The 13,349-nt window shown below is 55.7% G+C and carries 12 protein-coding genes and 1 pseudogene; 5 read left to right on the top strand and 8 right to left on the bottom strand.

The features are described 5' to 3' along the window. Positions 1–99: 99 nt before the first annotated feature. A complete protein-coding gene (gene nadB, locus HMPREF2726_RS04810) occupies positions 100–1,644 on the bottom strand; it encodes an L-aspartate oxidase (RefSeq protein ID WP_070602412.1) in 1,545 nt (514 codons plus the stop codon). 51 nt (positions 1,645–1,695) lie between these two features. Continuing rightward, the gene (gene nadA / locus HMPREF2726_RS04805) at positions 1,696–2,808 is read right to left on the bottom strand and encodes a quinolinate synthase NadA (protein WP_070602409.1); all 1,113 of its coding nucleotides are present in this window, start codon (positions 2,806–2,808) and stop codon (positions 1,696–1,698) included. A 201-nt stretch (positions 2,809–3,009) separates the two neighbouring features. Between nadA and HMPREF2726_RS04800 the strand changes: the two genes are divergently transcribed. After that, on the top strand, positions 3,010–3,948 hold the full coding sequence (locus tag HMPREF2726_RS04800; protein WP_049230405.1) for an NUDIX hydrolase: 939 nt from the start codon (positions 3,010–3,012) through the stop codon (positions 3,946–3,948). A 73-nt stretch (positions 3,949–4,021) separates the two neighbouring features. Beyond that, positions 4,022–4,903: a carboxylating nicotinate-nucleotide diphosphorylase gene (gene nadC, locus HMPREF2726_RS04795; RefSeq protein ID WP_009311014.1), complete on the top strand. Its 882-nt coding sequence runs from the start codon at positions 4,022–4,024 to the stop codon at positions 4,901–4,903. Positions 4,904–5,066: 163 nt separating this feature from the next. On the opposite strand, the pseudogene HMPREF2726_RS14375 reads toward nadC, so the two are convergent. From HMPREF2726_RS14375 to aroE, 4 genes and pseudogenes are all read right to left on the bottom strand, one after another. Then, positions 5,067–5,186 (bottom strand): annotated as a pseudogene (locus HMPREF2726_RS14375) (IS5/IS1182 family transposase); the annotation flags it as partial. Between the two features lie 248 nt (positions 5,187–5,434). After that, positions 5,435–6,001 carry a hypothetical protein gene (locus HMPREF2726_RS04790; protein ID WP_009311013.1) on the bottom strand — a complete coding sequence of 189 codons (567 nt, stop codon included), beginning with the start codon at positions 5,999–6,001 and terminating at the stop codon, positions 5,435–5,437. 101 nt (positions 6,002–6,102) lie between these two features. Next, positions 6,103–6,804, bottom strand: a complete 702-nt coding sequence (gene mtgA / locus HMPREF2726_RS04785; protein ID WP_003756572.1) for a monofunctional biosynthetic peptidoglycan transglycosylase — start codon at positions 6,802–6,804, stop codon at positions 6,103–6,105. Position 6,805: 1 nt separating this feature from the next. Continuing rightward, on the bottom strand, positions 6,806–7,615 hold the full coding sequence (gene aroE, locus HMPREF2726_RS04780) for a shikimate dehydrogenase (RefSeq protein WP_070602407.1): 810 nt from the start codon (positions 7,613–7,615) through the stop codon (positions 6,806–6,808). A 244-nt stretch (positions 7,616–7,859) separates the two neighbouring features. On the opposite strand from aroE, the gene glnA reads away from it, so the two are divergent. Continuing rightward, the gene (gene glnA / locus HMPREF2726_RS04775) at positions 7,860–9,278 is read left to right on the top strand and encodes a type I glutamate--ammonia ligase (protein ID WP_009311011.1); all 1,419 of its coding nucleotides are present in this window, start codon (positions 7,860–7,862) and stop codon (positions 9,276–9,278) included. A 91-nt stretch (positions 9,279–9,369) separates the two neighbouring features. Here the strand turns inward: glnA and HMPREF2726_RS04770 are convergent, their stop codons facing one another. Both HMPREF2726_RS04770 and HMPREF2726_RS04765 read right to left on the bottom strand, forming a co-directional pair. Next, the gene (locus HMPREF2726_RS04770) at positions 9,370–10,791 is read right to left on the bottom strand and encodes a surface lipoprotein assembly modifier (RefSeq protein ID WP_198006974.1); all 1,422 of its coding nucleotides are present in this window, start codon (positions 10,789–10,791) and stop codon (positions 9,370–9,372) included. 303 nt (positions 10,792–11,094) lie between these two features. After that, a complete protein-coding gene (locus tag HMPREF2726_RS04765; protein ID WP_019270093.1) occupies positions 11,095–11,466 on the bottom strand; it encodes a hypothetical protein in 372 nt (123 codons plus the stop codon). A 253-nt stretch (positions 11,467–11,719) separates the two neighbouring features. On the opposite strand from HMPREF2726_RS04765, the gene lspA reads away from it, so the two are divergent. Further along, complete coding sequence (gene lspA / locus HMPREF2726_RS04760) at positions 11,720–12,238, top strand: signal peptidase II (protein WP_070602405.1); 519 nt, start codon at positions 11,720–11,722, stop codon at positions 12,236–12,238. 26 nt (positions 12,239–12,264) lie between these two features. After that, the gene (gene ispH / locus HMPREF2726_RS04755; protein WP_003741106.1) at positions 12,265–13,233 is read left to right on the top strand and encodes a 4-hydroxy-3-methylbut-2-enyl diphosphate reductase; all 969 of its coding nucleotides are present in this window, start codon (positions 12,265–12,267) and stop codon (positions 13,231–13,233) included. Positions 13,234–13,349 lie beyond the last annotated feature (116 nt).

Here is a 13,349-nt window from a genome sequence, read left to right as displayed (position 1 = left end):
AACGGTATATTTAGCATCTAATTCTATTCTCCAAAATCAGCCTGATACCTTTCTTCATTTTTCACAGGGATATCCCCAACCCCCGCACAGCCCTACTCTTCAGCCTGCCGCCTGTTTTTTCCACTCGACACGCTCTGTCAAGTCGGTATTGAAATGCGCGCCGATGTTTTGCCGCCTTGCGTATGCGGCTTGGGCGACGGCGAGGCTGCATTCGAGCAGGTTGCGGTTTTCGTATTCGGACGCGGTGTGCGGCTCGGCTTGTTTTTGCTTCCAAAGCCGCAGTTGGGCGATGGCGCGGCGCAGGCAGGCATCGTTGCGGAGGATGCCGAGATGGCGTTGGTTGAAGGCTTGCAGGACGGGGCGGCTGAATGTGTTTTGGAGGTCGTCTGAAAAGATGCCTGCTTCGGCGGTGGGGCTTTCAGACGACCTTTGGGGCGGTGCGGTTTGGAACGCTTGCCCGTCTGCGATGGTTTGGGCGGCAAGCCTGGCGGTAACGACGCATTCGAGCAGGGAGTTGCTGGCGAGGCGGTTGGCTCCGTGCAGCCCTGTGCAGGCGGTTTCGCCTAAGGCGTAGAGCTGCGGCAGGGAGGTTCTGCCGCTGGGGTCGGTTTGGATACCGCCGCAGGTGTAGTGTTGCACGGGGCGAACAGGGATGGCTTGGCGCGTGATGTCCAAACCGCATTGGGACAGGCAGTGCCGATGGATGGAAGGAAAATGCTGACGGACGAACTCTGCGGGTTGGCGGCTGATGTCGAGCGATACAAAATCTTGCGTTTGTTTGGCGATTTCGGCGGCGATGGCGCGGGCAACGATGTCGCGCGGCGCGAGTTCGGCGCGGCGGTCGTAATGCGGCATAAACCGTTCACCCGCTTGGTTGGTCAGAATGCCGCCTTCGCCGCGCACGGCTTCGGAAATCAGGAAGGTGCGGCCGTTTTCAGACGACCTTGCCAAGCCTGTGGGGTGGAATTGGATAAATTCGAGGTTTTCGACTGCGCAGCCTGCGCGTATCGCCATGGCGATGGCGTCGCCCGTGCATTCGGGCGGCGTGGTGGTGGCGGCGTAAATCTGTCCCAAGCCGCCGCCTGCGAGTACGGTATGGCTGGCGCGGATGCGGTAGGTTTCTTGCGTTCGGCAGTCGAGGACGGTCAGTCCGCACGCCGCGCCTGATTCGGTTTGGATGTCCAACGCCATCTGCTGCTCGTAAACGCGGATGTTCGGGCGGCGGCGTATTTGGGCAATCAGGCTCTGCATGACGGCTTCGCCCGTGTAGTCGGCGACGTGGGCGATTCGGCGGCAGGTATGCCCTCCTTCGCGCGTCAGGTGCAGGTCGTTATGATTCCGGTCGAACGCCACGCCCTGCGCCAGCAGCCATTCGATTGCCGGTTTGCCCTGCGACAGGATGGCGCGGACGGCGGCTTCGTCGCACAAACCCGCGCCCGCTTCTAAGGTATCGGCAACGTGTTTTTCAATGTCGTCCTCTCCTGACCACGCAGCCGCAATCCCGCCTTGCGCATGACGGCTGGCGGTGTCGTCCAGCCGGTTCTTGCACAAAATGACGATGCGGAACGATTCAGGCAGAGACAGGGCGAGCGTCAGTGCCGCCAGCCCGTTTCCGGCAATCAATACGTCGCAATCGGTTTGCATGGTGTTGTCCTTGTTTGTGAGGTCGTCTGAAACGGCAATATTGACGGCAAATCAGGCAGGGCCCATGCCGTTGAACACATCCCCGCGTTTGAGTCCTGCCGCGAAGTCGAGCATACGCTGCAAAGGCAGTTTGGCGGCTTCGCCCAGCTTTCTGTCCAACAGGATTTCGTTGTGTCCGCTTGTCAGGGCGTATTTGATGCCGCCCAGCGAATTCATCGCCATCCACGGGCAGAACGCGCAGCTTTTGCAGCTTCCGCCGTTGCCCGCCGTCGGTGCGGCGATAAATTGTTTGTCGGGTGCCTGCTTTTGCATTTCGTGCAGGATGCCTAAATCGGTCGCCACGATGAATTCCTTTTCAGGGCGCGATACGGCGGCTTTCAGCAGTTTGCTGGTCGAGCCGACCACGTCGCCCAGTTCGATGACGCTTTGCGGCGATTCGGGATGAACCAGCACCACCGCGTCGGGGTGTTCCACCTTCAACGCCGCCAGTTCTTGCCCTTTGAATTCGTTATGGACGATGCACGAACCCTGCCACAACAGCATATCCGCGCCCGTTTCGCGGCGGATGTAGTCGCCGAGGTGACGGTCGGGCCCCCAAATCAACTTCTCACTGCGCGATTTCAGATACGACACGATTTCCAACGCCACCGAAGACGTTACCACCCAATCGGCACGCGCTTTCACGGCGGCGGAAGTGTTGGCGTACACTACCACCGTACGGTCGGGGTTTTGGTCGCAAAACGCCGAAAACGCTTCTTCCGGACAACCCAAATCCAAAGAACATTCCGCTTCCAAATCAGGCATCAGCACCGTTTTTTCAGGGCAGAGGATTTTCGCGCTCTCGCCCATGAATCGCACACCCGCCACCACCAATGTAACGGCTTCGTGTTCCGCACCGAAGCGCGCCATCTCCAGCGAATCGCCCACGCATCCGCCCGTTTCCAAAGCCAAATCCTGAATCAGCGGATCGACGTAATAATGCGCCACCAAGACCGCGTTTTTCTCCTTCAGCAAGGCCTTGATTTCGTCTTTCAGACGACCTGCCGTCTCGCGGTCGGGCGTGTCGGCAACCTTCGCCCACGCCTGACGGATTTGGCAGGCGGAAGTCGGCGTTTGGATGAGGGGCATATCGTAGTCGAACGAGCGGCGGGTGGCGGTTTGCATGATGTTTCCTTGTAGCTGGTTTTGAGGCGGCATGAAGGTTTGCCGTCTGTTTTTCAAACTGTTTTTATATTATGCTCAACTTGAGTATAATATGCAAGGTCGTCTGAAAACAGGTTTGAGATACCGCAAAACCGACCCGCTTCGTTCCGACAAACCGCTTTGGTTTACAATAAAGCCTTTCCCACCCGCAGAAAGCCGAGCATGGACGCCTACCCCGAAGCCGAAGCCCCGCCGCAAAGCATCGTCGAGCTGGTTCCCGTATTGATTGCCGTTACCGACGGCGGCCTGCGGGTGTTGACCGTCGCCCAAGGCACGCTCCTGCCCAACGGCCCGCTCTCCCCCCTGCGCAATTCCTTGCAGGCGGGCGTGAAGCTGTGGGTCGCCAAGCAGACTTCGCAGCCTATGGGCTATGTGGAACAGCTTTACACCTTTGTCGATACCCACCGCCGCAACGAACACGGCATGCCCGTCTTGTACGTCAGCTATCTGGGGCTGGTGCGCGAGGCAGCCGACAGCATCCTGCATCCCGACGCGAAATGGCAGGACTGCTACGGCTATTTCCCGTGGGAAGACTTGCGCACCGACGGCGGGCAGCGCGACGCCGTCGTCAGCCGCCTGCGCATTTGGGCAAACTCGGCGGACACGGAGGAAGTGCGCCAAAAGCGGCTCAAGCGCATTCATTTGTGCTGGGGGGTCGAGCCGGAAAACTGGTCGGAAGAATACGTTTTGCAACGCTATGAAATGCTGTATGAAAGCGGCCTGATAGCGGAAGCCGCCGAGCCGCAGGCAAACTTCGACTTCGCGCTCACGGGGCAGCCCATGCGCCACGACCACCGCCGCGTACTGGCGACCGCCCTGTCCCGCCTGCGCGCCAAAATCAAATACCGCCCCGTGATTTTCGAACTGATGCCGCCCGAATTCACTCTGCTGCAACTGCAAAACAGCGTCGAAGCCATCAGCGGCAGATTGCTGCACAAACAAAACTTCCGCCGCCAGATTCAGCAGCAAAACCTCATCGAGCCGTCGGATACCGGCGTATCGGGCAGCAAAGGCCGCCCCGCGCAGCTTTACCGCTTCCGCGACGACGTCCTGCCCGACAGGCTGATTTCGGACATCGGGCTGCCGCTGGGCAGCCGTTAGCCCGTTTTCAGACGACCTCAAACGAAGTTTTGCCCTCGCCGCAACACCAATATTTTTCAACAAAGGAAACCCCATGTCGTCTGAAAACACCCTCTTCCCCCTGCCCGACACCCTGTTGCGCCCCATGGTCGAACAAGCCCTGAGCGAAGATTTGGGCAGGCGCGGCGACATTACGTCCGCCGCCGTCATCGCACCCGACAAAACCGCCAAACTCTTCCTCGTCAGCCGCGAAAACGGCGTCATCGCCGGCATGGACTTGGCGCGCCTCGCCTTTCAGACGATGGATCCGTCCGTCCGCTTCCAAGCCGAAATTCACGACGGACAAGCCGTCCGCGCAGGTCAGACGCTTGCTGCCGTCGAAGGCAACGCCCGCGCCCTGCTCGCCGCCGAACGCACCGCGCTCAACTACCTCACGCACTTAAGCGGCATCGCCACCGCTACCGCGCGTGCCGTCGCCGAAGTCGCCGAATACGGTACAGACATCGTGTGCAGCCGCAAAACCATCCCCCTGCTGCGCGTCCTGCAAAAATACGCCGTCAGAGCAGGCGGCGGCGTGAACCACCGCATGGGTTTGGACGACGCCGTGCTCATCAAAGACAACCACCTCGCCTATTGCGGCAGCATCGCCCAAGCCGTGCGGCAGGCGAAGCAGGCAGTCGGACCGTTGACCTACGTGGAAATCGAAGTGGACACGCTGGCACAACTGGACGAAGCCATCGCGGCTGGCGTGGAACGGATTTTGCTGGACAACATGGACGACGACACCCTGAAAGAAGCGGCAAACCGCTGCCACACGCAAACCGCCCACCCCCACACCGTCTATTGCGAAGCATCGGGCGGCATCGGCTTCGACCGCCTGAAGCGCGTAGCGCAAACCGGCGTAGACGGCATTGCCCTCGGCTATCTGACCCACAGCAGCCGCTCGTTGGACATAGGTTTGGATTTCGTGGCGTAAATTTTGCCGAAGACAGCGGCGCAGAAAGAAATCCATTCAAAAACGCCCGTTTCGTCATTCCCGCACAGGCGGGGTAAAGATGACGAAACGGGCGTTTTCTGGAGCGGATTAAAATTGCAATGATAAGGCGTTGCCAACGCCATTATGGACTTTAGCTAAATTATAGTGGATTAACTTTAAACCCGTACGACGTTGCCTTGCCTTGCTGTACTATCTGTACTGTCTGCGGCTTCGTCGCCTTGTCCTAATTTAAATTTAATCCAATATACTTTATTTTCGACACGCAACTTACCGCTTGTCGTCATTCCCGCGCAGGCGGGAATCCATTTTTGAAATTCAGAAACCTTTTTTTAAACCAAGATTTCTCAAGTTTTACAATGGATTCCCGCCTGCGCGGGAATGACGGAAGAACGTATCGAAACTGGGAAGATAGGCGATATATGTGATACGGCAAACAAGGTTACAGTTGCACAAAGGTCGTCTGAAAACCCGTCACATGGTTTTCAGACGACCTCAAAATCGGATACCTGCTTATTCGCTTTCAACCTTCTCTATCTTGCGGCAGGCGATTAAAGATTCGCCGTCGGTGATGCTCATGGAAGTTTGATTGATATCGAGAATTTGGTAATCGGTGGATTTAAAACTTTTCTTGGCGGCCATTTGTTCACTGAATTTCATATAAGAACGGTCGGTTTCGCGGCCTTTGGCGGTTTTTAAGTCTTTGACGTCAAACAAACGTTCCGAGCCTGCGCTTTCAAAAGTCATGACGATATGCCTGTCGTCTTTAATGCGCCAGAAGCCGTTGTACCATTCCCGATAACGTAAGGGAACTGCGTCGTTCAGGTTTTCTTCTTTCCACTCAATCTCGATATAGCCTGCCCATAAATGCGCCGGCAGTTTGTCCTTTTGCTGAAACTCAATAAATTTCGGCGCAAACGAATGGATATCGCGTTGCGCTTTCAATTCGCAGTCCCATGCCCCGAAAAGCTGCTCTTCCTGCTTTTGCAGGGAGACTTCGGATTTCGCGGCAGGTGGCGTATTCGTTCCGCAGGCAGTCAGAAGCAATAAAGACAAGAATAAGGGTTTTATTGGTTTCATTTCCATTCCTTTGTTTTGTATATAAGTCGACCTACCATCGCTCCTGATTCAAACCTCCCGACAGGTTGTCTGAAAACCCATCACATGGTTTTCAGACGACCTCAATCCATATCGCTTTCAGGCAGCTCCGCCGACCCCATGCGGCGCAGGATGATATTGGTCTTGTTGCGCAGGCGTTTGCTTTTTGGATTGTCGGCGTAAAACAGCGGCGCGGGGACGCGGGCGGCAAGTTTGGCGGCCTGCTGTTTGGTCAGGTTGGCGGCGGGTCTTTTGTAGAAATACTGGGACGCGGCTTCTGCACCGAATACGCCGTAGTGCCATTCGATGGCGTTCAGATACAGCTCGAAAATGCGGTCTTTGTCGGTAACGGCTTCCATCATCGCGGTAATCGCGGCTTCTTCGCCTTTGCGGATATAGCTGCGGCTTTCGTTCAAAAACAGGTTTTTGGCAAGCTGTTGGCTGATGGTCGAGCCGCCTGCTTTGACTTCGCCGCTTTGTTTATTGCGCTTGATGGCGTATTGGATGCCGCCCCAGTCGAAACCGCCGTGTTCGGCGAATTTGGCATCTTCGGAGGCAATCAGTGCTTTTTTCAGGTTGACCGAAATGCGGTCGTAAGGTACCCAGCGGTAATCGAGCGCGACATCTTTGCCTTCGCTTTGAAACTGCCGCATCCGCATCGCCATGAAGGCGGTTTTATTCGGCGCGACGGCGCGGTAAGTGATGATGTTGCCGTACACGTAAGCGTTGAAAAAGATAAATGCGCCCAAAGGCAGGGCAATCAGCCATTTGATGATGCGGAACATTTTATAACTCTCTCATATATTGGACGACGGGCAGGACATTGGGTGCGAAACCGCGCCAAAGCCGGTAGGAAGCTGCCGCCTGCCCGACCAGCATGCCCAATCCGTCGGCGGTTTGTTTTGCACCTGATTGGCGGGCAAACGCTAAAAACGGCTCTGCCGCTTCGCCGTAAACCATATCGTAAGCCAAGGTGCAATGTTCAAAGACTTTGGGCGATACGGCGGGAAGCTGTCCGCTTAAGCCGCCGGATGTGCCGTTGATGATGATGTCGAAGCCGCCTTCCAGTTCATCCAAAGGTATGGCTTCAATATCGAAATGCGCCGCCATTTCCGCCGCTTTGGCGTGGGTCCGGTTGGCGATAACGATGCACGCAGGGCGGTATTCTTTCAAGACGGGAATGACGCCGCGCACTGCACCGCCCGCGCCGAGCAGCAAGACGGTTTTGCCCGACATTTCCACGCCCAGCCTCTTTGAAATATCGTCCGTCAGTCCGAGCCCGTCGGTATTGTCGCCGCGTATTTTACCGTTTTCCAGCAAAATCAGCGTATTGACCGCACCCGCCGCCAACGCGCGTTCGGAATGTTCGTCCGACAAGGCAAACGCTTCCTGCTTGAACGGTACGGTAACATTCGCCCCGCGCCCGCCGTCGGCAAAAAACGCTTCGACCGCCTGCGCGAAACCGCCGATGTCGGCGCAAATGCGTTCATATTCGATTTCAACGCCTTCCTGCAAGGCAAACTGCCGATGGATTTGCGGCGATTTGCTGTGTGCGACGGGGTTGCCGAAAACGGCATAACGGGGAGCAGTGTTCATAAAAATCCTATCCGGCAGGACAAATGCAAAGACCGCCCATTATAACCGCCTTTGCCGCCTCACACCGCTGTTTTCCAATAAATCCAAATACGCATCGGATTGTTGACAATCAGGTCGTCTGAAACTATATTCCGCAAGTCAGAAATTTAACGGATTTGCGGTTTCAGACGACCTTCGGCGTGATAAAATGCAGCAGATTTTCCGCGAGATTGCGTATCCGTTACTTCCCATTTAGGAGCCGAAAATGTCTATTAAAGACGCAGTAAAACTGATTGAAGAAAGCGAAGCCCGCTTCGTAGATTTGCGCTTTACCGATACCAAAGGCAAGCAGCACCACTTCACCGTCCCCGCCCGCATCGTCCTCGACGACCCCGAAGAGTGGTTTGAAAACGGTCAGGCGTTTGACGGTTCGTCCATCGGCGGCTGGAAAGGCATTCAGGCATCCGACATGCAGTTGCGCCCCGACCCTGCGACTGCCTTCATCGACCCCTTCTTCGACGACACCACCGTCGTCCTCACCTGCGACGTCATCGACCCCGCCGACGGTCAAGGCTACGACCGCGACCCGCGCTCCATCGCCCGCCGCGCCGAAGCCTACCTCAAATCCTCCGGCATCGGCGACACGGCATACTTCGGCCCCGAACCCGAATTCTTCGTCTTCGACGGCGTAGAGTTTGAAACCGATATGCACAAAACCCGTTACGAAATCACGTCCGAAAGCGGCGCATGGGCAAGCGGCCTGCACATGGACGGTCAAAACACCGGCCACCGCCCTACCGTCAAAGGCGGCTACGCCCCCGTCGCGCCGATTGACGCCGGACAAGACCTGCGCTCCGCCATGGTGAACATTTTGGAAGAACTCGGCATCGAAGTCGAAGTCCACCACGCCGAAGTCGGCACCGGCAGCCAAATGGAAATCGGCACTCGCTTCGCCACCCTGGTCAAACGCGCCGACCAAACCCAAGACATGAAATACGTCATCCAAAACGTCGCCCACAACTTCGGCAAAACCGCCACCTTCATGCCTAAACCCATCATGGGCGACAACGGCAGCGGCATGCACGTCCACCAATCCATCTGGAAAGACGGTCAAAACCTGTTCGCAGGCGACGGCTATGCCGGCTTGAGCGACACCGCGCTCTACTACATCGGCGGCATCATCAAACACGCCAAAGCCCTGAACGCGATTACCAATCCGTCCACCAACTCTTACAAACGCCTCGTACCGCACTTCGAAGCGCCGACCAAGCTCGCCTACTCTGCCAAAAACCGTTCCGCGTCCATCCGCATCCCGTCCGTGAACAGCAGCAAGGCACGCCGCATCGAAGCGCGTTTCCCCGACCCGACCGCCAACCCATACTTGGCGTTCGCCGCCCTGCTGATGGCGGGTTTGGACGGCATTCAAAACAAAATCCACCCGGGCGACCCTGCCGATAAAAACCTCTACGACCTGCCGCCGGAAGAAGACGCACTCGTCCCAACCGTCTGCGCGTCTTTAGAAGAAGCCCTCGCCGCCCTCAAAGCCGACCACGAATTCCTGCTGCGCGGCGGCGTGTTCAGTAAAGACTGGATCGACAGCTACATCGCCTTCAAAGAAGAAGATGTCCGCCGCATCCGCATGGCACCGCATCCGCTGGAATTTGAAATGTATTACAGCCTGTAATCCGCATTTCCTGTCGGGCTAAACGAAAGGTCGTCTGAAAACCTTGTTTCTAGGTTTTCAGACGACCTTTTTTATCGTTCAAAGCAAACTGTCAGAACGTTTTGCTGAATTCGACAAACATTCTGGTTTTGCCGTATTCGTAATATTTGTCGTTGCTCCATGTTTTGTGGTGGGCGACGGTCAGGCGCGGGGTGATGCCTTTGAAGTGGAAAGCGCGGTGCCACACGGCGAGCGAAATATCCGCTTCTTTATCGCGGCGGTTTTCCTGACCGCTCAAAAGGCTGGGCGTTTGATAACGGCGTTGCGCCGCACTCAGCCGCAACATGGTGGACAGCCCTTTGCCCCATTCCTGCCCCCATGCGGTACGGAGGCTGTAACGGTCGAAGCTGTCCGATTTGTCTTCTTTATTGCGTTCCTGATAGATGTCAAAACCGCCGACCCAGTATTGGCGGGCGTTTCGGTAATAGACGACGGAATTGCTCAGCAGGCGGTTGTTGCTGTCGGAACGGGCGCGGCGGGTGTTTTTCAGACGACCCATTTCAACGGCGCTCAAGGTTTGCAGCTTAGGCTGCCACCAGCGGTTGATGTGCAGGCGCGCACCGCTGGAGTAGGTGTACGGGTCGTTGCCGTAGAAGCGGCGTTCGTGGAACGGGGTCAAGCCGATGTCGTTGCGCTGGTCGGCATAGCCTGCGCCTACTGAGAAGCGGGTGGTTACGTCGTTATACTTGGTTTGTTCGGGATAAATTTTGCCGTAATTGTCCGCGCCTGCCGTAACGTACCAGCCTTTGGGCAGCGACCATTTTTTCTCTGCGCCGAGTTGGTAGTTGATGGCGGTGGCGTCGATAGGCTCAGGGAAGGTCCAGTTGCCGTATGTGCGGCGGCTGGGGGCTTGGTTGATGTTTTGTTCGCGGGTAACGCTCAAACCGGCGTTGAATTTCCACGAATCGCGCTCGCGCAATGCTTTACGGTAGGATTCGATGCCTTTGACGAGCGGCTCGGGCAGGTTGGCTTCTGTTTTGAGTTTGTCGAACTGGTCGGCGGCGGCTTCGTTTTGCTTGTCTTCAAACAAAGCAGTGGCAAGCTGCCAGCGGACGACGGGGGCATCGGGGTTTTCAGCGATAAATTGACGGTAATACCCGATGGCTTCTTTCATTTTGCCTTCGTCTTGGGCAACCAATCCGTGCGCGTAGAGCGCCATGTTTTTATCGTGTCCCTGCCATTGTTCGTAAATCGGCAGGACGACTTTGATGCCCGCGATGTTGCGCGACACAACGGCGGAATACATGGCGCGGGAAAGCAATTGGGGATTGTCGAGCAGGGTTTTGGCATCGACGTTGACGACTTTTTCAGACGACGTTTCGGCGGCAGGTTTGGCCGCTGCTTCTTCGACAGGGGCAGGTTCTGCCGTTTTGACCTGCAACTCGGGGGCAGGCTGGTTTTGAGGCTCGGGTGGCACGTCGGCGGCTTCCGCTGCGGACACGGCGAGCAGGGAGAGGAGTAAGAGTGTTTTCATGTTTTCGTAAGACGTTTGGGTTGCAATGGTGCATGAATCTGCGTTTTTTATTTGAGGCGAAACCATATCGGGCATTTTGGTGCTTTCGGGCATGGTTTTGCTTTATATTGTTTTGAGCGCGGATTTTACCGTGTTTTACAGTAAAACAAAATATTGCGGTGGCAAATAAACCGATACGGCATGATTCGGCTTTGACCTAAACCACAGTAAATGCCCTGCTCTACCGTTTGGTTCTGTTTGTCCAACCAAACAAAAAGGTCGTCTGAAACCTCTTTTCAGACGACCTTTCCGGTATTTATCGATTTAGCGCTTGTCCAAGTCTAAATCAGCTTTGTATTCGATGCGGCCGTGTCCTTTGTTTTCGATGGACACGTCCAATTCTTGTCTGCCGCGTTTGAATTTCAAATCGGCATCGTCGTGTTTGATTTCAGATTCGACCACATGAAAACCTTTGCTGCGCGCGTGGGCGATGACTTTTTTCGCCAAAGACGGAATCGGGTTGCCGCGTGCGGGCAGCTCGGCTTCGTATTCGAATTCGCCGTTGCCCTGACGGTCGGCTTTAACCGTATGCGCGCCTGCGGGAAGGTAAATTTCGGCAGGAAGCGGAGCGGCGAAAGCGGTGGCGGAGAAAAGCGCCAAAATGCCGGTTGCCAATAAAGATTTTGTTTTAGCCATACTGTATCCTTTCGGGGAAGGCATATAAAAACGCCGCCATGTTATCGGCAAGGCAACACCCTATCAAGCAAATAAACCTTGTTTTACGTATGACGGTGTTTTTTCGCGCAGCGTTTACGCGGTTTTGCGATAACCCTGCAAAACCCTGCATCTTGCCCTGTAATAAAAGGTTTTCAGACGACCTTTTGAAACACGGCTTTTGCGCTTTCGGGTAAAATAGCCGCTTTGTTTTTATTCAGGCAGCTTCAACCAAATGTCTTCCTCCCTTTCCAAAAAAACCGCCTACCTGCTGATTGCGCTGGTCGGCATCGCGCTTGACCAACTGACCAAATGGGAAATCCTTGCTCACTTCCAAGAAGGCGAGCGCCTCAATATCATCCCCTCTTTCTTCGACCTGACCCTCGCCTACAACCCCGGCGCGGCGTTCAGTTTCCTTGCCGACCAAGGCGGCTGGCAGAAATTCTTTTTCTTAGGGCTAGCACTCGTCATCAGCGCCTATCTCGCCCGCGCCATCCTGCGCGACGAGTTCCGCCTTTCGGGCAAAATCGGCGCAGCCATGATTATCGGCGGCGCGCTCGGCAATGCCATCGACCGTTTGATTCACGGTCATGTCGTTGATTTCTTACTGTTTTACGGAAAAAATTGGAGTTATCCCGCGTTTAATGTTGCCGACAGCTTTATCTGCGTCGGTGCCGTTTTATTGGTTTTAGACGGACTGTTCCACAAAAAACAACCCAAACCGACCGACGAACCAACAACCGACAACCCATAAGGTCGTCTGAAATCCGGACCATACACATGACCCAAAAAACCATCATCCTTGCCAACCCGCGCGGCTTCTGCGCCGGCGTTGACCGCGCCATCAGCATCGTCGAGCGCGCGCTGGAAGAATTCGGCGCACCGGTTTACGTCCGCCACGAAGTCGTCCACAACAAATTCGTCGTGGACAACCTGCGCGAAAAAGGCGCGGTATTCATCGAAGACCTCGCCGACGTACCCAAAGACGCCATTCTGATTTACTCGGCACACGGCGTATCCAAAGCCGTACAACAGGAAGCCGCCGAACGCGGGTTCCGCGTATTCGATGCCACCTGCCCGCTCGTGACCAAAGTCCACAAAGAAGTCGCCCGCCTCGACGCGCAAGACTGCGAAATCATCATGATTGGACACAAAGGCCACGTCGAAGTCGAAGGCACCATGGGACAGCTTCCGCCCGGCAGAATGCTGCTGGTCGAAACCGTTGAAGACGTCGCCGGGCTGCAAGTCAAAAACCCCGACAAACTCGCCTACGTCAGCCAAACTACCCTTTCCGTCGATGAAACCAAAGACATCATCGCTGCACTGAACGCCCGTTTCCCCAACATCCGCAACCCGCATAAAGAAGACATCTGCTACGCCACGACCAACCGTCAAACCGCCGTCAAAGAATTGGCGGAAGAATGCGACATCGTCATCGTCGTCGGCTCGCCCAATTCTTCCAACAGCAACCGCCTGCGCGAAGTCGCCGCCCAACGCGGCGTCGATGCCTATATGGTCGACAACGCCGGCTACCTGCAACGCGAATGGTTCGAAGGCAAACACAAAGTCGGCGTAACCGCAGGCGCGTCCGCCCCCGAAGTTTTGGTCAGAGAAGTCCTGCAAACCATACAGCAATGGGGACACGAAACCATACGCGAAGGCGAAGGTGCGGAAGAAAGCATCGTCTTCGTCCTCCCCAAAGAACTGCGGCGCGAAGGCGAAAACAAACAAATCCTCAACAAAGGTTAAACTGCTTATTCCAGCCTTTTCATCCAAGCGGCAAAACAAAAAGGTCGTCTGAAAACCGAGTTTCAAGGTTTTCAGACGACCTTCTTTATAGTGGATTAAATTTAAATCAGGACAAG

The sequence above is a fragment of the Neisseria sp. HMSC074B07 genome, from assembly GCF_001810355.1.
Lineage (GTDB): Bacteria > Pseudomonadota > Gammaproteobacteria > Burkholderiales > Neisseriaceae > Neisseria.
Note: the sequence above shows the minus strand (reverse complement) of the source record. Positions and strands in the feature narration are given on the sequence as shown.

Bases quoted from the DNA above. Each gene is read 5' to 3' on its own strand.
- nadB (WP_070602412.1), bottom strand. From the start codon at position 1,644: ATGCAAACCGATTGCGACGTATTGATTGCCGGAAACGGGCTGGCGGCA.
- nadA (WP_070602409.1), bottom strand. From the start codon at position 2,808: ATGCAAACCGCCACCCGCCGCTCGTTCGACTACGATATGCCCCTCATC.
- HMPREF2726_RS04800 (WP_049230405.1), top strand. From the start codon at position 3,010: ATGGACGCCTACCCCGAAGCCGAAGCCCCGCCGCAAAGCATCGTCGAG.
- nadC (WP_009311014.1), top strand. From the start codon at position 4,022: ATGTCGTCTGAAAACACCCTCTTCCCCCTGCCCGACACCCTGTTGCGC.
- HMPREF2726_RS04790 (WP_009311013.1), bottom strand. From the start codon at position 6,001: ATGAAACCAATAAAACCCTTATTCTTGTCTTTATTGCTTCTGACTGCC.
- mtgA (WP_003756572.1), bottom strand. From the start codon at position 6,804: ATGTTCCGCATCATCAAATGGCTGATTGCCCTGCCTTTGGGCGCATTT.
- aroE (WP_070602407.1), bottom strand. From the start codon at position 7,615: ATGAACACTGCTCCCCGTTATGCCGTTTTCGGCAACCCCGTCGCACAC.
- glnA (WP_009311011.1), top strand. From the start codon at position 7,860: ATGTCTATTAAAGACGCAGTAAAACTGATTGAAGAAAGCGAAGCCCGC.
- HMPREF2726_RS04770 (WP_198006974.1), bottom strand. From the start codon at position 10,791: ATGAAAACACTCTTACTCCTCTCCCTGCTCGCCGTGTCCGCAGCGGAA.
- HMPREF2726_RS04765 (WP_019270093.1), bottom strand. From the start codon at position 11,466: ATGGCTAAAACAAAATCTTTATTGGCAACCGGCATTTTGGCGCTTTTC.
- lspA (WP_070602405.1), top strand. From the start codon at position 11,720: ATGTCTTCCTCCCTTTCCAAAAAAACCGCCTACCTGCTGATTGCGCTG.
- ispH (WP_003741106.1), top strand. From the start codon at position 12,265: ATGACCCAAAAAACCATCATCCTTGCCAACCCGCGCGGCTTCTGCGCC.